This is a genomic window from Paractinoplanes globisporus DSM 43857 (genome assembly GCF_000379645.1).
Lineage (GTDB): Bacteria > Actinomycetota > Actinomycetes > Mycobacteriales > Micromonosporaceae > Actinoplanes > Actinoplanes globisporus.
Window position 1 is genome coordinate 363,967 of record NZ_KB903317.1, and the last position, 17,766, is coordinate 381,732.

Annotated in this window: 19 protein-coding genes; 8 read left to right on the plus strand and 11 right to left on the minus strand. The window is 71.6% G+C overall.

Annotation, left to right across the window (positions count from 1 at the left end; translation table 11 throughout):
• Positions 1–19: 19 nt before the first annotated feature.
• Together A3CQ_RS0131660 and A3CQ_RS0131665 are read right to left on the minus strand one after the other, a co-directional pair.
• Complete coding sequence (locus A3CQ_RS0131660) at positions 20–946, minus strand: hypothetical protein (protein WP_040433264.1); 927 nt, start codon at positions 944–946, stop codon at positions 20–22.
• A gap of 31 nt (positions 947–977) precedes the next feature.
• Positions 978–2,312 carry an MFS transporter gene (locus A3CQ_RS0131665; RefSeq protein ID WP_026206408.1) on the minus strand — a complete coding sequence of 445 codons (1,335 nt, stop codon included), beginning with the start codon at positions 2,310–2,312 and terminating at the stop codon, positions 978–980.
• 147 nt (positions 2,313–2,459) lie between these two features.
• On the opposite strand from A3CQ_RS0131665, the gene A3CQ_RS0131670 reads away from it, so the two are divergent.
• Positions 2,460–3,314, plus strand: a complete 855-nt coding sequence (locus A3CQ_RS0131670; protein WP_020514978.1) for a class I SAM-dependent methyltransferase — start codon at positions 2,460–2,462, stop codon at positions 3,312–3,314.
• A 1-nt stretch (position 3,315) separates the two neighbouring features.
• Here A3CQ_RS0131670 and A3CQ_RS0131675 read toward each other — a convergent pair whose 3' ends face one another.
• Complete coding sequence (locus A3CQ_RS0131675; RefSeq protein ID WP_020514979.1) at positions 3,316–4,077, minus strand: methyltransferase domain-containing protein; 762 nt, start codon at positions 4,075–4,077, stop codon at positions 3,316–3,318.
• A gap of 71 nt (positions 4,078–4,148) precedes the next feature.
• On the opposite strand from A3CQ_RS0131675, the gene A3CQ_RS0131680 reads away from it, so the two are divergent.
• Together A3CQ_RS0131680 and A3CQ_RS0131685 are read left to right on the plus strand one after the other, a co-directional pair.
• A complete protein-coding gene (locus A3CQ_RS0131680; protein ID WP_020514980.1) occupies positions 4,149–4,565 on the plus strand; it encodes a MerR family transcriptional regulator in 417 nt (138 codons plus the stop codon).
• A 46-nt stretch (positions 4,566–4,611) separates the two neighbouring features.
• The gene (locus tag A3CQ_RS0131685) at positions 4,612–4,989 is read left to right on the plus strand and encodes a VOC family protein (protein WP_020514981.1); all 378 of its coding nucleotides are present in this window, start codon (positions 4,612–4,614) and stop codon (positions 4,987–4,989) included.
• A 4-nt stretch (positions 4,990–4,993) separates the two neighbouring features.
• On the opposite strand, the gene A3CQ_RS0131690 is transcribed toward A3CQ_RS0131685, so the two are convergent.
• Positions 4,994–5,845 carry a TIGR03560 family F420-dependent LLM class oxidoreductase gene (locus tag A3CQ_RS0131690; protein WP_020514982.1) on the minus strand — a complete coding sequence of 284 codons (852 nt, stop codon included), beginning with the start codon at positions 5,843–5,845 and terminating at the stop codon, positions 4,994–4,996.
• A 3-nt stretch (positions 5,846–5,848) separates the two neighbouring features.
• Positions 5,849–6,226, minus strand: a complete 378-nt coding sequence (locus A3CQ_RS0131695; RefSeq protein ID WP_020514983.1) for a nuclear transport factor 2 family protein — start codon at positions 6,224–6,226, stop codon at positions 5,849–5,851.
• A gap of 58 nt (positions 6,227–6,284) precedes the next feature.
• Between A3CQ_RS0131695 and A3CQ_RS0131700 the strand changes: the two genes are divergently transcribed.
• The 3 genes from A3CQ_RS0131700 to A3CQ_RS0131710 are packed head-to-tail and all read left to right on the plus strand — an operon-like array spanning position 6,285 to position 8,644.
• On the plus strand, positions 6,285–6,920 hold the full coding sequence (locus A3CQ_RS0131700; protein WP_020514984.1) for a TetR/AcrR family transcriptional regulator: 636 nt from the start codon (positions 6,285–6,287) through the stop codon (positions 6,918–6,920).
• Between the two features lie 39 nt (positions 6,921–6,959).
• Complete coding sequence (locus tag A3CQ_RS0131705; RefSeq protein ID WP_020514985.1) at positions 6,960–7,802, plus strand: alpha/beta hydrolase fold domain-containing protein; 843 nt, start codon at positions 6,960–6,962, stop codon at positions 7,800–7,802.
• Positions 7,775–8,644 (plus strand): RNA polymerase subunit sigma-70, encoded by an 870-nt coding sequence (locus tag A3CQ_RS0131710; RefSeq protein WP_020514986.1) that lies wholly within the window; start codon positions 7,775–7,777, stop codon positions 8,642–8,644. The genes A3CQ_RS0131705 and A3CQ_RS0131710 overlap by 28 nt, the downstream gene beginning before the upstream one ends.
• 48 nt (positions 8,645–8,692) lie before the next feature.
• Here the strand turns inward: A3CQ_RS0131710 and A3CQ_RS0131715 are convergent, their stop codons facing one another.
• A complete protein-coding gene (locus tag A3CQ_RS0131715; protein ID WP_020514987.1) occupies positions 8,693–9,391 on the minus strand; it encodes an SDR family oxidoreductase in 699 nt (232 codons plus the stop codon).
• 53 nt (positions 9,392–9,444) lie between these two features.
• On the opposite strand from A3CQ_RS0131715, the gene A3CQ_RS0131720 reads away from it, so the two are divergent.
• A complete protein-coding gene (locus tag A3CQ_RS0131720; protein WP_026206411.1) occupies positions 9,445–10,020 on the plus strand; it encodes a TetR/AcrR family transcriptional regulator in 576 nt (191 codons plus the stop codon).
• A 20-nt stretch (positions 10,021–10,040) separates the two neighbouring features.
• Here the strand turns inward: A3CQ_RS0131720 and A3CQ_RS0131725 are convergent, their stop codons facing one another.
• From A3CQ_RS0131725 to A3CQ_RS0131745, 5 genes are read right to left on the minus strand one after another with little or no spacing between them, the layout of a single operon-like run.
• Positions 10,041–10,790, minus strand: coding sequence for a class I SAM-dependent DNA methyltransferase (locus A3CQ_RS0131725; RefSeq protein WP_020514989.1), 750 nt, complete (start codon positions 10,788–10,790; stop codon positions 10,041–10,043).
• A gap of 42 nt (positions 10,791–10,832) precedes the next feature.
• Positions 10,833–11,567 carry a CPBP family intramembrane glutamic endopeptidase gene (locus tag A3CQ_RS0131730; RefSeq protein WP_020514990.1) on the minus strand — a complete coding sequence of 245 codons (735 nt, stop codon included), beginning with the start codon at positions 11,565–11,567 and terminating at the stop codon, positions 10,833–10,835.
• Between the two features lie 55 nt (positions 11,568–11,622).
• Positions 11,623–13,083, minus strand: coding sequence for an ATP-binding protein (locus A3CQ_RS0131735; protein ID WP_040433359.1), 1,461 nt, complete (start codon positions 13,081–13,083; stop codon positions 11,623–11,625).
• 14 nt (positions 13,084–13,097) lie between these two features.
• Positions 13,098–14,756, minus strand: coding sequence for a response regulator (locus tag A3CQ_RS0131740; RefSeq protein ID WP_020514992.1), 1,659 nt, complete (start codon positions 14,754–14,756; stop codon positions 13,098–13,100).
• 3 nt (positions 14,757–14,759) lie between these two features.
• Positions 14,760–15,917 (minus strand): NAD(+)/NADH kinase, encoded by a 1,158-nt coding sequence (locus A3CQ_RS0131745; RefSeq protein WP_245577395.1) that lies wholly within the window; start codon positions 15,915–15,917, stop codon positions 14,760–14,762.
• A 320-nt stretch (positions 15,918–16,237) separates the two neighbouring features.
• Here A3CQ_RS0131745 and A3CQ_RS0131750 point away from each other — a divergent pair, with 320 nt between their 5' ends.
• Positions 16,238–17,698, plus strand: a complete 1,461-nt coding sequence (locus A3CQ_RS0131750) for a ricin-type beta-trefoil lectin domain protein (protein ID WP_245577396.1) — start codon at positions 16,238–16,240, stop codon at positions 17,696–17,698.
• The last annotated feature ends 68 nt before the right edge of the window (positions 17,699–17,766 follow it).

Sequence of the window (17,766 nt, forward strand, 5' to 3'; positions counted from 1 at the left end):
CCGAGTATCCGCGCCCGCGTCAGTTGCCGGCGCCGGTGGTGCCGGTTGTGCCGGTCCCAGAGCTGCTGCCGACGCCGCCGCCGGTCCCGCCGTCGGTGGCGCCGCCTGTGCTTGCGGGGTCGGTGGTGGCGCCGGGGTCACCGGTGCCGGCCGTCTCGGGCGCGGTGGTGCCGCTGTTTCCGGCGGGCGCCTGGGTGGTCGCTCCCCCGGTCGGCGTCTCGGTGGGGTTCGGCGACTCCGTCGTCGTCGGCTGCTCGCTCGGCGACTCCGTCGGCGTCGACTTCACCGACTTGCCGCTTTTATCCCTAAAAATGCTGGAAATGGTGGAGTGGTCGCCGGCGCCGCCTCGGGTGGCGTCGGCGATCGACCGGCCCGACGCCAGTTCGGCGACGGTCAGCGTCCCCATGGCCAGCATGAACAAGGCGCCCGCCACCGCGGCGATCCGCCCCCAGCGGAGCTTGCGCGGCCCGGCGGTGTTCCCCGGCCCGGCGGTTTTCCCCGGCCCGGCGGTTTTCCCCGGCCCGGCGGTTTTCCCCGGCCCGGCCATGCCCGTCGGCCCGAAGTGGTCAGCCGGCACGAAGGGGCTCGTCTGCCCGGACGCGCTCGTCGTACCGTAAGCCCGCGCCGACCCCCTCGCCGGCCCGGAGGCGTTCATGGCGGGCAGTGCGACGGTCGTGTCCATGGCGCCGACCACCGGAGGCGTACCCACCGCGGCCGGCGCCGCCGTGAACGTCCCCTGCAGTTTCTGCCGCCCCTTCCGGATCGACCGGTGGTACACCTCGGTGCCCACCGAGCCGATCACACTCGCGACGGCCGCCCCGGCCAGCGTCCCCGCCACGCCGAGATACGAGCCGACCACGGCGGCCGAGAGCGCGGCCAGCACACCGGCAATAGTCTTCGGAATGTCGATGCCGGACCAGACTCGGTCTGGTTGGTGCTCGGTCATGTCCTCCTCAGTCCCTGTTCGGGTTCGACGGTCACGGCTTGGCCTTTACCGCTCGCTCCGCCGCTAAACCCCGCCGCTCGGCCAGCACCTCGCGCAGCGGTCGCACGACTATCCCCTCGTCCGCCAGACGCCGCCGGGCCAGCCTGCGGTTACGCAGAATCGCCACGAGCCCGACCGCGAAGATGAGATATTGCACGCTCATCGCGATCTTGAAGTCGTCGATGCCGTAGTCGTTGCCGCCGCCGGTCCGCGCGTCCAGGATCAGCCCGACGATCTCGATGGTCACCAGCGATGCCACGAAGCCGCCGACGTTGACCACGCCGGTCGCGGTGCCGAGCCGGCTGGGCGGGTTGAACGTCCGCGCGTAGTCGAAGCCGATCATCGAGCCCGGTCCGCCGGTGCCGAGCGCGATCACCAGCAGCACGAGCACCGGCAGCGGCGCGCGTCCCGGCCAGGCGAGCACCAGGCCCCACGCCCCCGCGTTCACCCCGATGATCGCGAGCACCAGCCACGACCGGCGCAACGGGTGGCGCTGCACGAGCACCCCGATCACCGGCCCGGCGGCCATGCCGGTCAGCACGAAGAGCGTCAGCAGCGTGCTCGCGGTCTCCCGGTCGAGCCCCTCGCCGGCGATGAGGAACGGAAAGCCCCACATCAGCGCGAAGACCGTCCCGGTGAACTGCGTCGTGAAGTGCGACCACAGCCCGAGCCGCGTGCCCGGGTGCCGCCACGCACCGGCCAGGTCGGTGCCGAGTTGCCGCATCGTGATCGGGGGGCCGGTGGAGATCTTCCGCTCCGGCGTGTCCCGCAGCGCGACCAGCGCCACGGTGGCGATCAGCACGCCGGTGCCCGCCGCACCGAGGAACGCGGTGGTCCAGCCGGGTCCGGCCAGCAAGGCCGCCAGCGGTACGGCGGAGAGCACCTGCCCGGCCTGCCCGACGAGCCCGGTCAACTGCGTGACGACCGGGACGCGCCGCGCCGGGAACCAGTGCGGGACGAGCCGCAGCACGCTGATGAACGTCATCGCGTCCCCGGCGCCGACCAGCACCCGGGCCAGGACCGCGCCCTCGACGCCGTGCGCCGTGGCCATCAGTCCCTGGCCGAGCGCCATGACCAGTCCGCCGCAGACGACGAGCCGCAGCGACCCGAACCGGTCGAGCAGCAGCCCCACCGGCACCTGGAGTCCCGCGTACACGAGAAGTTGGAGCACCGCGAAGGAGGCGAGCGCACCGGCCCCGATGTGGAAGCGGTCCTGCGCGTCGAGGCCCGCGACCCCCAGCGAGGTGCGGTGCAGCACGGCCGTGATGTACGCGGCGAGCCCGACGGCCCACACCGCCCAGGCCCGCCGGCCGGGTCGCAGGGGCATCGCTCGCCTTCCGTTCGCTTTGAACACGTACGCGAACAACACTTCTCCGCGCTCCCGCCCGGAACAACGCATCGCGGCCAAGACCACACGTGCCGCTGGTCACCTGCCAGACTGTTTGCGCCCCGAACCGAAGGGAACAGCGAGCGCATGCCCGAGCGTCGCGCGAGCCGCACCGCGGTGCTGGTGTGCCAGGGCCGGGCGGTGGCGCACGGCCGGATCGCGCCCGACCGCTTCGCCGATCCGACGGCGATGCCGCTGCTGCGGCCGGACGAGCGGGCCGAGGTTCAGCATGTACGCGACGAGCGGCCCCCGAAATCGATGAGCGAGCGGTTCGCGTACGAGATGATCCGGAGCTCGGCCGACATCGTCGTCCCGCGGACGGTGACGATCGACGACGCGGTCCGGGCGGGCGGGGCGACCCAGGTGGTCATCCTCGGCGCGGGACTGGACGGCCGGGCCTGGCGCCTCGACCTGCCCGGCACGGCCTTCTACGAACTCGACCACCCCGCCTCGCAGCAGGAGAAACGCGAGCGCGCCGCGAGCCTGCCCGGAACCCCGCCGACGTTCGTGCCGGTCGATTTCGCCCGGGACGTGCTCACCGACGCGCTCGAGGCGGCCGGTCACCGCGCCGACCGGCCGACCACCTGGATCTGGGAGGGCGTGGTCCCCTACCTCACGCGTCCCGAGGTCACCGCGACCGTGGCCGCGCTCGCCGCCCGCTCCGCCTCCGGCAGCCGCCTGATCGTCAACTATCAGCTGCCGGCCGCGCTCGGCGGGCTGGTCCGCGCGGTCCTCGGCAAGCTCGCCGGCCGGAACAATCCGTGGGCCGCCGAGCCGTGGCTCTCCACCTGGTCGCCGCCGGATATGTCCCGCCTGCTGGCCCTGCACGGCTTCGCCGTCCGCGACGACCAGGACCTGCTCACCACGGCGACGGCTCTCGGTGTACGACTGGGTCAGCGCTTTTCCCTGCGTAACAGCCACGTAGCCGTCGCCGAGCGCTAGGTCAGCGAACCCCCGAGGCCAGGAACATGGGGATGGCCAGCATGAGCCGCCCACCCTCGGCCCGGCGCCCCTGTTCGCCCGTCCACGCCTCGGCCTCCTCTCCGGTGATGGCCCCGGTCTGCCGGGCCACGTCGGCGTGCTTGGCCAGCAGCGGCAGCGTCGACGCGTCGGTGAAGACCGCCGTGTGCACCTCGAACGTCACGTCGCGGAAGCCACCGTCGAGCAGCAGGTTGCGATAGCCGCGCGCGATCCGCGGGTGCGGGACGGTGTCGGCCCGCGCGACCACGATCCGCCGGGTCAGCTCGCCCAGCGCCGAGTCGACGACCATCGTGTCCCAGTCCTGCCCGACCAGCACGATCCGCCCGCCCGGCGCGAGCACCCGCCGCGCCTCGGCCAGCGCCTTGTCGGGCTCGGGCAGGATGTGGAACACCTTGTCCGCCCGATATCCCCGGGCCTCCCCGTCCCCCAGCGGCAGATCGGTGGCGTCCGCCGACCGTACGTCGATCCCGGGGAACCGGGCCTGCGCCGCGGCCAGCATCTCCGGGTCGAGGTCCACGCCGAGGGCGCGCGCTCCGCGCTCGGCCAGCTCGGCCACCGCCCGGCCCGTCCCGCATCCCACGTCGATCACGGTGTCGCCCGCTCCCGGCCGCAGCAGGTCGTAGCCGCGCTCGCGCAGGGCCACCGCCCCGGGCAGGTTCTCGGCCGCGTCGAGCGCGCGGATCAGCGTGGTCGAGTCCGTGTAGGCACTGTGCGTCTCAGCCATGCGCCGAGCATGCGACTTAAGGTCGGCCTGAAGTCAACCGCCCGGAAGTCGAGGGGGTTACGGTGAGCCCGATGGAGTACGCGATCGGCGAGCTGGCGTCCCGCTTCGGCCTGGCCACCCACGTGCTGCGCCACTGGGAGGACATGGGCCTGCTCGCCCCCGACCGGCGCGTGGCGTCCCGCCGCGTCTACACCGAGGCCGACATCTCCCGGGTCGCCGAGATCCTCATCTGCAAGGACGCCGGCTTCACCCTCGACGAGCTGCGCGAGCTGTTCACCGCGCCGACCCCCGCCGCCCGCCGGGCCAAGCTCCAGGCTCAGCTGGCCCGGGTCCAGGAGCGCATCGCCCGGCTGCAGTTGTCCGAGAAACTGCTGCAGCACGGGCTGCGTTGCGAGCACGACGACTACCAGGCCTGCCCGCAATTCCGGTCGATGATCGGGTCCCGCGTGGACGGCGTCGATCTGGCCAAGGCCCTCGACCACCCGTAAAGCAAGCGGTCAGGTTCTGACCGCAATGGCGACAAGGATGGTTCCCATGACAGCAACGTGGAAAATCGAGCTCATCCCCGTGCCGGTGACCGACGTCGACCGCGCCAAGGCGTTCTACGAGCGGATCGGCTTCAATGCCGACCACGACCACGAAGTGCATCCGGGGCTGCGCTTCGTGCAACTCACGCCGCCCGGCTCGGCCTGCTCCATCGTCGTCGGCAAGGGCATCACCGAGAAGACGCCGGGCACCCAGGAGATCCAGGTCGTGGTCGCCGACGCCCACGCCGCCCGCAAACAGCTCGTGGAGGCCGGCGTCGAGGCCGGCGAGGTCGATCCCCAGCCGTGGGGAAACTTCGTCCACTTCAAGGACCCGGACGGCAACAGCTGGTCGCTGCAGGCACTCGAGAACCGCCCGAACGGCTGAGGGGTCAGAGCGCGACGGCGTCGGCGAGTCGCCCCAGATCGGCGACGGTGATCGGGCGGCCGCGCGTGATGACCACAACATGATCGATTCCGTACGACCGGAGCACCGCGCAGCGCTCGGCGAAGCGGGCCGGCGGCTCGCCGTCGCCGAGCGCCGTGCTCACGGTCTTGACGATGGTCGAATAATCCCGCCCGACCGCCGCGCAGTGGTCGCGGAGCACGGCCAGCTTGCGGCGGATCGTGGCGCCCTCGTCCGGGATGTCGAAGAGGTTGCACGCATCGGCGTACTCGGCGACCAGCCGCAGCGTCCGGCGCTCGCCGGCGCCGCCGATGATGATCGGTGGCCGCGGCTTCGTGACCGGTTGCGGGCTGCTCATCGGGCGTTCGAGCCGGTTGCGGAGCCCGTGGAACGGCGCGGTGTCGCCGCGCCACATCTGATCGGCGAGCCGGAGGGTGTCGGTGAGGTGCTCGTAACGCTCCGGCGGTGGCGGCAGCGGCAGGCCCATCTCCCGCGCCTCGGCCTCCTGGTACCCGGCGCCCAGGCCGAGCCAGGCCCGCCCGCCGGAGAGCACGTCGAGGGACGTGACCGTCTTGATCAGCAGGGCCGGCGGCCGGAACGTCACCGGGCTGACCATCGCGCCGAGCCGCACCCGGCGGGTGGTCGCGGCCAGGAACGAGAGCACCGCGTAGGCCTCGAACATCGGATCGGTGGGCGAGGCCGCGGGGTCGGCCTGGACGAGGTGGTCGGTGGCCCACAGGGTGTGCAGGCCCAGCTCGTCGGCGGCCTGGCCGAGGTCGGTCAGGGCCGCCGCTTCGCCGCCCGACGGGTACGACGTGATGCCGGCGCTGATCTCCATGGCTCAGTCCGCCGCCGTCGTGTACTGCACGGAGGCGAGCTGCCACCGGCCGGCGGCGGTCGCCCAGGCCTGGCTGACCCGGAACCGTCCCTTGATCGTCTCGCCGTGGTAGAGGCACTCCGACTCGACCAGGTCGAACCGGACACCGGCGGCGTCGTACGCGTGCACGGCCGACTCCACCACATCGAGCCGCACCTGCTCGTACGCCTCCTCGCGGTGCACTTCGATCCACTTGTCCCGGTCGATGATGTAGCCGCGCGGGCCGGTGATGAGGGCATCCGGCGCGACGAGATCGCTCAGCGTGTGCCAGTCTCCGCTGAGCAGTGCCTTGTTGACCCGCTCCTGCAAGTCGTCGATGGTGGCGCTGTTGGCAATATTCATAGAGTTACTCTATCTTTAGAGCAACTCTAAAATCAACCCCCTGGGATCGGAGTACGCAGTGGGCCTGCGCGAGGAGAAGAAGGAGCGCACCCGGCGGCACATCGCCGACACCGCGTGGGCGCTCATCGCCGACCAGGGTTTCGCCCGGGTCACCGTCGCCGAGATCGCGCGCACGGCCCAGGTCGCCGAGGCCACGGTGTTCAACTACTTCGCCACCAAGGAAGATCTCTTCTTCTTCCGCCTCGACGAGTTGGGCGAGCGCCTGGTCCAGGGCGTGCTCGACCGGCCCACCGGCGAGTCGGTGACGGCCGCGTACCGGCGGATGCTCCTGGCCCAGGGCGGGCTCGTCCGGCAGCTCGACGGCGACCCGCAGGCGCTCGACCGGCTGCGCACCGTGAACCGCGTGGTGGCCGAGAGCCCGGCGCTGCAGGGCCGGGAGCAGATCTCCCTGACCCGTACGGCCGAGCGGCTCGCCGCCGGACTCGGCGGCGAGAGCGGCGGCACTGCCCAGGAATTGCTGACCGCCCGCGTGGTGGCGCACGCCCTGGTCGCCGTGCAGCGGGCGCTCGTCATGCAGGTGCGCGAGGCGGTGCTGGCCGACGAGATCCCGGAAGGGCTGGCCGAGCGGATGGCCCGCTCCACCGACGAGGCGTTCGCGCTGCTGGAGCGGGGCTTCGGCGGCTATGGCGCGTGACACCGATTCCTTTGGCCGAGCCCGGCGGTCTGCACCCGCATGGATTCCATCGAGAAGATGTACGCGGAATGGCACGCCGGCCACGGCCAGGGCGACGACCACTGGGGCGACGTGACCGCCGAGCCGCGCGAGGTCGACTATCTGGAGGTCTCGGCGAACGGGGTGCCGGCCATGTGGCTGCGGCCGCACGTCGCGGCGCCGGACCGGGCCATCGTCGCCATTCACGGCGGCGGGTTCGTCGGCGGCTCGCTCTACAGCCACCGCAAGATGTACGGCCACCTGGCCAAGGCGGTCGGCGTGCCGGTGCTGCTCACCACCTACCGGCACACGCCCGCCTTCACCTACCCGGCGCAGATCGACGACGTCGTCGCGGCGTACCGGTGGGTGCGGGACCAGGGCCTGCGCACCGTCCTGGCCGGGGACTCGTGCGGCGCCGGGCTGGCCGTGCACACCGCGCTGCGGGAGCCCGGGGCCGAGGCGCTGCTGCTGATCTCGCCCTGGCTCGACATGGACCGGCCGCTGGCCGCGACCACCTACGACACGAACGCCGCCACCGACCTCGTCTTCACCCGCCGGATGATCCAGGCACTGATCGACGCGTACGTCCCGGACGGGGTGAGCGGGACCGACCCGGCGGTGAACGCCCTGCACGCCGACCTGAGCGGCCTGCCGCCGATCTTCACCCAGGCGGGCGGGGCCGAGGGGCCGCTCGGCGACGCGGAGCTACTGACCAAGCTGGCGGCGGACGCCGGCGTCGAGGCTCGGCTCGACGTGTTTCCGGGCCGGCTGCACACTTTCCAGATGGCGGCCGGATACTCGGCCGAGGCCGACGAGGCGATCGGGAGGTTCGCGGCGTGGACACGGCCGAAGCTGGGACTCTGACCGACGCCTTCGAGCGGGAGCGACGGGGACTGCTCGCGCACGCGTACCGGATGCTCGGGGCGCGGGACGAGGCCGAGGACGTCGTGCAGGAGACCTACCTGCGCGCGCTGCGGGGGTGGGACGGGTTCGCCAGCCGGTCGTCGGTGCGCACCTGGCTCTACCGGATCGCCACCAACGCCTGCCTCACCGCGCTCGACGGGCGCGGCCGGCGGGCGCTGCCCTCCGGGGCCGACGGCGCCGACGGGTGGATCGGCCCGTTCCCGGCCGACGCCGCCGACCCGGCCGACTCGGTCACCGAGCGGGAGAGCGTGCGGCTCGCGTTCATCGCCGGCCTGCAGTACCTGCCGCCGAAGCAGCGGGCCGTGCTGCTGCTCCGCGAGGTGCTCGCCTTCTCGGCCGCCGAGACCGGGGAGATCCTCGACCTGTCGGTACCGGCCGTGAAGAGCGCGCTGCAGCGGGCCCGGCAGCGGCTCGGCGAGGTGGCGCCCCGGCGCGACGACCTGCTGGAGCCGGACGACCCGCGGGCGCGGGAGTTGCTCGACCGCTACATGGCCGCGTGGGAGGCGGCCGACCCGGTCGCCTTCAAGAATCTCCTGCGGGCCGACGCCTCGATCGAGCAGGCCGGCTCGGCCGTCTGGGCATCCGGGCGGGACGCGTGCCTGCAGTTCGCGGTGCCGTCGATGGGCGCTCCCGGCGACTGGCGGATGACGCCGGTCGTCGTCAACGGCCAGCTCGCGACAGCCACGTGGTGGGGCGGCCAGGCGTACGGGATAGCGGTCTTGTCCTTGACTCACGACGGAATCGTGGCGATCACCCTGTTCCCCGACCCCGCCCTGGTCTGAGCCCCGGCCCTCCTCGGCGAACGGTGTGCCGGGGAGGGCCGGGCCATGTCAGGTCAGGGCCGCGATGCGGGCGCCGCCGTCCGCCTCCAGGACGGTGCCGGTGAGGTTTGGATTTGTGGCGGCCAGGGCGACCACCTCGGCGACATCCTCGGCGGTGGCCACGCGGCGGGTCGGCAGCCGCGAGGCCATCTGCGCGAAGTAGGCCTCGCGCTGCTCCGGTGGGAAGCCGTTCCACCAGGGCGTGTCGACCAGGCCGGGCGAGACGCCGTTGACCCGGATCGGGGCCAGCTCGTTGGCGAGCGGCTTGACCAGCGCCTCGACGGCCCCGTTGATCGCGGCGAGGCCCGCGGTGCCGGGCATCGCGGCCCGGGCGGAGACGGCGCCGATCAGCGTGATCGAGCCGGTCGGCGCGAGGTGCGGCAGCGCGGCCCGCACGGTGGTCAGGTGCGCCCAGAACTTGGCGTCGAAGGCTCGCCGCAGCATGGCCACGTCGAGCTCAGCGATCGGCCCAGCGCCCTCGGCCCCGCTCAGGGACACGACCAGCCAGTCGATCTGCCCGATCTTGTCGACGACGGCGCCGATCTGGCCGGGGTCGCCGCCGTCGGCCCAGTGTGGGATCAGCTCGGGGTCGATCGGCCGCTCGGTGCGGCCGACGACGTGCACGGTGGCGCGCCGGGCGAGCAGACGGGCGGTGGCCAGCCCGATGCCCGAGGTGCCCCCGACGACCAAAGCGGTGTGGTCGGTCATGACTTGTCCTCCCTATTTCGAACCGGTCCGTCTCGGTTCGTTTTTACGCTAGCATGGGCCCCGTGATACGCCCAGGGCGCAAGCGCAGTGAGGAAAGTCGCCAGGCCATCCTGTCGGCCGCGGCCGATCTGGTCGGCGAGGTCGGCTATGCGGGGCTCAGCATCGAGGGGATCGCGGCCCGGTCCGGCACCGGGAAGCAGACGATCTACCGCTGGTGGCCGTCGAAGGCCGACGTGCTGCTGGAGGCGCTGGCGGCCAAGGCCGACCTGCACATACCGATCCCCGACGAGGGGAGCTACCCGGCCGACCTGCGGGCGTTCCTCGCCGCGAGCTTCGCGCTCGGGCGTAAGCCGCAGGTGATCGAGGTGCTGCGCGCGCTGATGGCCGAGGCGCAGATCAATCCGGCGTTCGGCGAGCGGTTCCGCACCGGGTTCCTCGAGCGGCGGCGGGAGGCGCTCGGCGTACTCGTCGAACGGGCCCGGACCCGCGGCGACCTGCCACCGGACCCGCGACCCGGCACGGTCGCCGACCTCGTCTTCGGCCTTATCTGGTACCGCGTGCTCGCCACCCGGGAACCGATCGACGACGCGCTGATCGACGAGCTGGTCAGCCTGCTGGCGGCCGGCTGACTGGCCGACCGGCGAGCTGGTCAGCCCGCGTTCGGCAGGCGGTACACCGACACGTGCGAGCGCGACTCGGCCGTGAACGGCGCGCCCGACCAGTCGGCGTGGCGCGACTCCAGCTCGAAACCGGCCAGCTGTGCCATGAGGTCCAGTTCGGACGGCCAGATGTAGCGGTGCGGGGTGCGGTAGACCCGGGCGTCGCGCCCGCCGTCGGGGTCGAAGCGGAAGTGGTGCGACACCACCCGCTGGTCGAGGACGTCGTACGTGTCGATGCCGAGGTAACCCGGCTCGGTCGTGAAGACCGTGGCGCCGACCCCGGGCGGGAGCTTGCGCAGCTCGGGCACCCACAGCTCGATCACGAACGATCCGCCGGGCTCGAGATGCCGGGCCGCGTTGCGGAAGCAGGCCACCTGCTCGCGCTGGGTGAGCAGGTTGGCGATCGTGTTGAAGACCAGGTACGCCACCGTGAACCGGCCCGGCGCAGTGGCCGTGGCCATGTCGCCGGTGACGACCGGGAGCTCATCGTCAGAGATCTTGGTGCGCAGCTGATCGATCATCGCGGTGGACAGCTCGATGCCGGTGACCGGCACGCCGCGCTCATGCAGCGGAATGGCCACCCGCCCGGTACCGATCGCGAACTCGAGCGCTCGCCCGCCCCCGGCCAGCGCCGCGAGCCGGTCGACGGTCGGGCCCAGCACGTCAGGCGAGAACATGCCGGTGCCGGGGGTGTCGTAGCGCCGGGCCGCGTCGGCGTCCCAGATCTCATCCTGTCGCACGCCGCCCAGCCTCGCGGGCCGGGCACAAGCTGTCGACCGAATTTAGGCGAATCGGACCGTCGCCAGCGCGGCGGCGAAGAGCAGGCCCATGCCGTTGGTCGCCCAGTGCAGGGCGGCCGAGGCCAGCAGGCTGCCGCTGCGCCGGCGAAGCTCGCAGAGCAGCGCTCCGGCCAATGCCGTGAAGGCGACCACGCACCCCACGGTCAGCACAGTTCCGGCCAGGTCGGTGCCCAGCACCGCGCCGACCGCCTGGTTGGCGTGGCCGAGGCGCAACGACGGCAGGATGTGCCACAGACCGAACAGGACCGACGACGTGATGCTCGCCCAGGTGGCGCCCCGGTGCCGCCGGACCAGGCCGAGCAGCACGCCGCGGAACGCGACCTCCTCCAGCAGGACCGTCCCCAGCGGCACGACGATGAAGGCGGTCATCAGGGCCGCGCTCAGGTGCAGGTGGTACCGGACGTCGTGGAACGCGGGCCGGGTCAGCGGCAGCGCGATGCCGATCGTGTAGACGATCGCGACCGCGGCGACGGCGCCGACCGCGTACTTCAGGCCGGGGAGCAGGGTCCGTTTCGACAGGCCCAGGTCGTGCCACGTGAGCCCCGCGCGCCGGGCGAGCAGCACCAGCGCGATCGCCACGGTCGGGCCGGCGATCAGGCCGGTGTGGTGGGGGCCGTACTTGTCGGCGACGTTGACGGCGGCGAGGACCAGAACGACGGCACCGAGGACGAGGAGGATCCGCCGGCGCGACGGATGGGCGAGAGTGGGCTGAGACATCGCCGAAGAACGTACCCGCGCCCACCCCGCCGCAACCAATACAGCGACGCCGATGTCAGGCCGAGGCGGGCTCGGCCACCGGCAGTCGCACCTTGAATCTCGTGTCGCCCGGCTTGGAGTCGAGCACGATGTCGCCGCCGTGCCCGTTGACCACGATCCGGTAGGAGATGTCCAGGCCGAGGCCGGTGCCCTGGCCGACCGGCTTGGTGGTGAAGAACGGCTCGAAGACCCGCTTCTTGATGTCGTCGGGCACGCCCGGGCCGGTGTCGCCGATCGAGACGATCACGTTGTCGTCCTCGCGGTACGTCCGGATCGTCAGTGTGCCAACCCCGTTCATGGCCTGGACGGCGTTGTCGATCAGGTTGGTCCAGACCTGGTTGAGCTCGGCCGGGTGGGCCGGGATCTGGGGCAGCGTGCGGTCGTAGTCCTTGACCACCTTGATGCCGCTGCCGATCTTGTGCTGGAGCATGACCAGCGTGCTGTCGAGGCCCCCGTGCACGTCGATCCACTGGTGCGCGGCCCGGTCCATCTGCGAGTACTGCTTCGCGGCGTTGACCAGCGACGAGACCCGGCCGGTGGCGTCCTCGATGTCGGTCATCAGCTGCTCGGTCTCCAGCGCGTACCCGAGCCAGTGGATCGCCTGGTCGAGCAGCTCGGGCGCGCCGACCCGGGTCTCGATCTCGTTGAGGCAGTCGATGTCGAGCCCGCCCTGGGCGAAGACGGCGGCGAGGTCCCAGCCGCCGGTGATGCTGTGCTCCTCCATCCACTCGCCGAGCTCGTCCTCGAGGTCGGCGGTCTGCAGGGCGGTCAGCACGGGCGCCTTGGCGGCCCGCTCGATCACGTCCTCCTGCAGCTCGACCAGCGCCTCGAGCCGGTCGGCCGGCACCTTGCCGCCCGCGAGCATGCCGAGCTTGTGCCGCATGCCGGCGACCCGCTGGCGCAGCGAGGCGGTGGCCCGGGAGGCGGCCGCGGCCGGGTTGTTCAGCTCGTGCATGAGGCCGGCCGAGAGCGCGCCGAGCGCGGTCAGCCGCTGCCGCTCGCTGATCGCCGCGGCCGTCGAGCGCATGCCCAGGGCCAGGCCCTCGAGCAGGTGGATCGCCATCGGGAACCACTCGCGCATCATGTGGCTGAAGTCGGCGGCCGACATCACGAAGAAGTCGCTGTCGTCGAGCGCGCGCATGGTCGCCATGTACTTGCGCGGTACGCCGTCGTCGCGCAGGTAGGACTGCGTGGCGCCCATGTACACGCCGCGCTGCTCGGTGCGGGTGGTCTCGACGTCGTCCTGGCCGACCTTGCGGGTCAGCGCGATCGTGCCGCTGAGCAGCACGAAGAACTGGTCGGCCACGTCGCCCTCGCGGATCACGACGCCGCCGGCCGGCATGTGCATGGTGCAGCCGTGCGCGGCGATCCAGGCGAGCTGCTCGTCGGTGAGCTTCTCGAACAGGAACAGCGTGCGCAGCTCATCGGGGGTGAGCGCGCCGGGCTCACACGGGACGAGAGTCAAAGCGGTAGTCATTGCCGGCTCGGACATCATTGGGCCTCCAGGTAACGATGGACCAGCGTGACGGCCATCGCGCCCTCGCCGACCGCCGAGGCCACCCGTTTCACCGAGTTGGCCCGGACGTCGCCGGCGGCAAAGATGCCGGGAACACTGCACTCCAGGTAGAACGGATCGCGGTCCCGATCCCATCCCTTCGGACGGGATCCGTTCGCCAGCAGATCGGGGCCGGTGAAGACGAAGCCCCGCTCGTCGCGGGCCACGGTCTCGCCGAGCCAGTCGGTCCGCGGCTCGGCGCCGATGAAGATGAACAGCGCGCCGCACTCGACCGTGGTCTCGAGGGAGCCCTTGTTCTCGCAGATGGTGATCGCCTGGAGGTGGCCGTCGCCGTGTGCGCCGATCACCTCGCACTGCGTGCGTACCTGGACGTTCTCGGTGCGGTTGAGCTGCTGGATCAGGTAGTACGACATGCTCGACTCGAGCGAGTCGCCGCGAACCAGCAGGGTGACCCGCCGGGCGTACCGGGAGAAGAACAGCGCCGCCTGGCCGGCCGAGTTCGCGCCGCCCACGATGAACACGTCGGCGCCGGCGCAGGCCGGCCCCTCGGTCGACGCCGAGCCGTAGTACACGCCCGAGCCTGTGAGTCGCGCGACACCCTCGGCCGTGAGCGGGCGGTACGCGACGCCGGTGGCGAGCACGACCGAGTGTGCGGAGATCTCGCCGCCGTCGGCGAAGGTCAGCGTGCGGGCCGAGCCGTCCAGCCGCAGGCCGGTGACCTCGCGGGTGTTGAGCACCTCGGCCTCGAACTTGCCGGCCTGCCGCCGCGCCCGGTCGGTCAGCTGCGCGCCGGAGATCCCGTCGGGGAAGCCCAGGTAGTTCTCGATGCGGGAGCTCTGCCCGGCCTGCCCGCCGACCGCCGAGCGCTCGACCAGCAGCGTCTTGAGCCCCTCGGAGGCGCCGTAGACGGCCGCGCCGAGCCCGGCCGGGCCGCCGCCCACGATGATCAGGTCGTAGAAGTCGCGCCCGGGGGTGACCGCGAGCCCGGCGGCCTCGGCCACCTCGGTGGTGCTCGGCTGGGACATCGCCCGGCCGTCCGCGGTGACGACCAGCGGAACGGCCTCGGGGCCCACCCCCGCCGCCTCCAGCAGGCGGCGTCCCTCCGGATCGTCGGCGCCGAGCCAGCGGTACGGGACAAGGTTGCGGGCCAGGAAGTCGCGGATCTGGTACGACGGCTCCGACCAGCGGTGCCCGACGACCCGGATGTCCTCGATCTCGTGGTCACCGGTGGCCTGCCACGCGTCGAGCAGCGCGTCGAGCACCGGGTAGAGCTTCTCCTCGGGCGGGTCCCACGGCTTGAGCAGGTAGTGATCGACGTCGACCAGGTTGATCGCCTGGATGGCCGCGTCGGTGTCCGCGTACGCGGTCAGCAGCGCCCGGCGCGCGTTGGGAAACAGGTCCATCGCCTGCTCCAGGAACTCGATGCCGTTCATCTGCGGCATCCGGTAGTCGGCGAGCAGCACGGCGACCCGGCCGCCGCGCAGCTTGAGCTCACGCAGCGCGTCCAGGGCCTCGGCCGCCGAGGAGGCCCGCAGGACGCGGTATTCCTCGCCGTACTTCCGGCGCAGGTCGCGCGCGATCGCCCGGGACACCGAAGGATCGTCGTCGACGGTCAGGATGGTGGGATGCCCCATGTGTCAAACCCCATCTGAGAGCAGGTCGGAGTATTCCGGGTGGCGTTCGAGGTAGCTGTTGACGAACGGGCAGGTGGCGACGACCGGAGTGGCGCGGGAGCGGGCGTCCTCGAGGGCGGCGGAGGCGAGCCGGCCGGCCAGCCCCTGCCCGGAGAACGACTGCTCGATCTCGGTGTGCATGAGCTCGACCTGGCCGCCGTGGCGGCGGTAGTGCAGCACGCCGGCGACCTCGCCGCCAAGCAGGATCTCGTACCGCTGCCGCTCGAAGGCGTCGACGACCACGGCGCTGTCGGCGGGGTCGCGCACGCCGACCTGGGCGCTGCCCTCGACCCGCAGCTTGCGCCGGGCCCGTTCGTAGAAGGACGTCTTGCCGAGGCGGACGACCTGGGCGGCGGCGGGCAGCGGCTCGATCTCGAGCTTGTCGTCGGCGCCGACGTAGCCCTCGATGATGCCGTCCACCTCGACGGCGAGCCGGCCGCTGGTCGGCAGCACGTCGAGCTCGAGGCGCTCGCTGAGCGCGAGCATCAGCGAGCGGTTGAACGAGGAGTGCGCGGCCGAGGCGCTGACGATCAACCCCTCGACGTTCGGTGAGACGATCGGGCCGCCGGCCGAGAACGAGTACGCCGTGGAGCCGGTGGGCGTCGACACGATGACCGCGTCGGCCGCGTAGTTGACGAAGTTGTTGCCCTCGACCGCGATGCCCACCGCGGCCAGGCCGTCGCCCGGCACCCGGACCAGGACGATGTCGTTGAAGGCCGACACCTCCTTGCCGTCCGGGAGCACGGTGCGCACCGCGGTGCGCGACTCGATGGTGAACCGGTGCTCGTCGATCGCGGAGAGCGCGTCGGCCAGGTCGGGCAGATCGACCTCGGCCAGGAAGCCGAGCCGGCCGACGTTGACCCCGAGCACCGGCGTCTTGCGCCCTTCCACCAGCCGCATCGTGCGCAGCATCGTGCCGTCGCCGCCGAGGCTGACCAGCAGGCCGGCCCGCTCCACCATCTCCTCGGCGCTGACCGGCACGGCGTCGCAGTCGATCCGGTTGATCTCGTCGTGCAGGCCGAGGACGGTCACCTCGCGCCGGTTGGCCCAGGCCACGATGGCGTCGATCGCCGAGCCGCAGTCGCGCCGGGGGTGAAGCACCAGCCCGACGACCTTGATCATGCCCATTGCCCCGTTACCCCATCGCTCATGCCATCGAAAGACCCAGCCTCCCACGCGCGCACCCACGGCGGCGAGGGCACGCGATCCAGCACACAAACGGGCAGCCTTCAGCCCGGTCAAGGGTGGCGGTGGGGCGGTTGGACGGGTCACTCGGGCATGTTTCCGGAAGGTTTCTTGACAGCGTTGTCACACATAGACAGACTCCGATCTCGAGAGCGCTCTCCTTCCCAGGTCATCCCCTTGTTTTCCGGTTCGGAAGGAACTCCCCCATGCGCCGAAGAATGCTTGCTGTCGCGGCCGCAATCGTTGTTGCGGCAACCATGACACAACAGCCGGCCCAGGCCGCTCCACCGCATTTCGATATCGCGCCCGGCATGCTCGCCGCCATGCGCCGCGACCTCAAACTCGACGACGGTCAGATCGCGGCGCGGTTGCGCACCGAGGCGGCGGCGCCGGTCGTCGAGAACCGGTTGCGGGCCCGGCTCGGCTCCGCCTTCGCGGGCGCCTGGATTCCCCCGGGAGCGACCAAACTCACGGTCGCCGTGACTTCCGCTTCCGACGAGGCCGCCGTACGCGCCGAAGGCGCCACACCCGCAGTGGTGCGCGTCAATGCGTCGGAGCTGGCCGCCCGGCGTACGAAATTGGATCGGAACTCGTCGCACGCGGCGGGGGCGAATGTCCGCGGCTGGTATGTCGACGTCCCCGGGAACCGGGTCGTCGTGCTGGCCAAGCCCGGCCGGGAGGCCGCCGCCCGGCAGTTCGCGCAGGCCAGCGGCGCCGGCGAGGTCACCGTCCTGGCGCAGGCAGAACAGCCGAGGACGATGTACGACATCCGCGGCGGCGACCAGTACGTGATCAACGGCAACACGCTGTGCTCGATCGGGTTCGCGGTGGCCGGCGGATTCGTGAGCGCGGGCCACTGCGGTGGCGCCGGCAGCCCCACGCTCGGTTACAACAACGTCAGCCAGGGCACGTTCGCCGGCTCGTCGTTCCCGGGCAACGACTACTCGTGGATCCGCACCAACGGCAACTGGACCCCGCAGCCCTGGGTCAACAACTACGCGGGCGGCAACGTGCTCGTCGCGGGCTCGGCCGACGCCGCGATCGGCAGCTCGATCTGCCGCTCGGGCCGCACCTCCGGCTGGCGCTGCGGCACGCTGCTGGGCCGCAACGAAACCGTCGTCTACGCCCAGGGCGCCGTCTCCGGCCTGTCCCGCAGCGACGCCTGCGCCGAGCCGGGCGACTCCGGCGGCTCGTGGATCTCGGGCAACCAGGCACAGGGCGTGACCTCCGGCGGCACCGGCAATTGCACGTCCGGTGGCACGATGTGGTTCCAGCCGGTGAACGAGATCCTCGGCGCCTACGGACTGTCGCTGACCACGAGCGGCGGCGGGAGCAGCACCAACTCGCTGATCAGCGACTGGAACGGCCTCTGCATCGACGTGCCCAACTCCAACTTCTCCGACGGCGTACCGCTGCAGATGTGGGGTTGCAACAACTCGGGCGCGCAGAAGTGGACGTTCGTGAACGGCACGCTGCAGACGTCGAACAACAAATGCATGGACGTGGCGTGGGGCTCGACGGCCAACGGCGCGGTCATTCAGATCGCCACCTGCAGCGGCAACGCGGCCCAGCAGTTCGTGCTCTCGGCGGCCGGCGACCTGGTGAATCCGCAGGCCAACAAGTGCGTCGACATCAAGGACTGGAACGGCAACTGGGGGGCGGCCCTGCAGACGTGGGACTGCGCCGGCACCGCCAACCAGAAGTGGCACCGCGGGTAACCCGCCCCCGACAAACGGGCAGAAGCACCTTAAAGCAATGTTAAAGACCTGTTGACGGCTCACCGCGG

Coding starts and splice junctions, on each gene's coding strand:
- A3CQ_RS0131750 (WP_245577396.1), top strand. CDS start 16,238: ATGACACAACAGCCGGCCCAGGCCGCTCCACCGCATTTCGATATCGCG.
- A3CQ_RS0131685 (WP_020514981.1), top strand. CDS start 4,612: ATGACAGCAACGTGGAAAATCGAGCTCATCCCCGTGCCGGTGACCGAC.
- A3CQ_RS0131680 (WP_020514980.1), top strand. CDS start 4,149: ATGGAGTACGCGATCGGCGAGCTGGCGTCCCGCTTCGGCCTGGCCACC.
- A3CQ_RS0131715 (WP_020514987.1), bottom strand. CDS start 9,391: ATGACCGACCACACCGCTTTGGTCGTCGGGGGCACCTCGGGCATCGGG.
- A3CQ_RS0131735 (WP_040433359.1), bottom strand. CDS start 13,083: ATGACTACCGCTTTGACTCTCGTCCCGTGTGAGCCCGGCGCGCTCACC.
- A3CQ_RS0131675 (WP_020514979.1), bottom strand. CDS start 4,077: ATGGCTGAGACGCACAGTGCCTACACGGACTCGACCACGCTGATCCGC.
- A3CQ_RS0131690 (WP_020514982.1), bottom strand. CDS start 5,845: ATGGAGATCAGCGCCGGCATCACGTCGTACCCGTCGGGCGGCGAAGCG.
- A3CQ_RS0131660 (WP_040433264.1), bottom strand. CDS start 946: ATGACCGAGCACCAACCAGACCGAGTCTGGTCCGGCATCGACATTCCG.
- A3CQ_RS0131665 (WP_026206408.1), bottom strand. CDS start 2,312: ATGCCCCTGCGACCCGGCCGGCGGGCCTGGGCGGTGTGGGCCGTCGGG.
- A3CQ_RS0131730 (WP_020514990.1), bottom strand. CDS start 11,567: ATGTCTCAGCCCACTCTCGCCCATCCGTCGCGCCGGCGGATCCTCCTC.
- A3CQ_RS0131695 (WP_020514983.1), bottom strand. CDS start 6,226: ATGAATATTGCCAACAGCGCCACCATCGACGACTTGCAGGAGCGGGTC.
- A3CQ_RS0131670 (WP_020514978.1), top strand. CDS start 2,460: ATGCCCGAGCGTCGCGCGAGCCGCACCGCGGTGCTGGTGTGCCAGGGC.
- A3CQ_RS0131720 (WP_026206411.1), top strand. CDS start 9,445: ATGGGCCCCGTGATACGCCCAGGGCGCAAGCGCAGTGAGGAAAGTCGC.
- A3CQ_RS0131740 (WP_020514992.1), bottom strand. CDS start 14,756: ATGGGGCATCCCACCATCCTGACCGTCGACGACGATCCTTCGGTGTCC.
- A3CQ_RS0131745 (WP_245577395.1), bottom strand. CDS start 15,917: ATGATCAAGGTCGTCGGGCTGGTGCTTCACCCCCGGCGCGACTGCGGC.
- A3CQ_RS0131705 (WP_020514985.1), top strand. CDS start 6,960: ATGGATTCCATCGAGAAGATGTACGCGGAATGGCACGCCGGCCACGGC.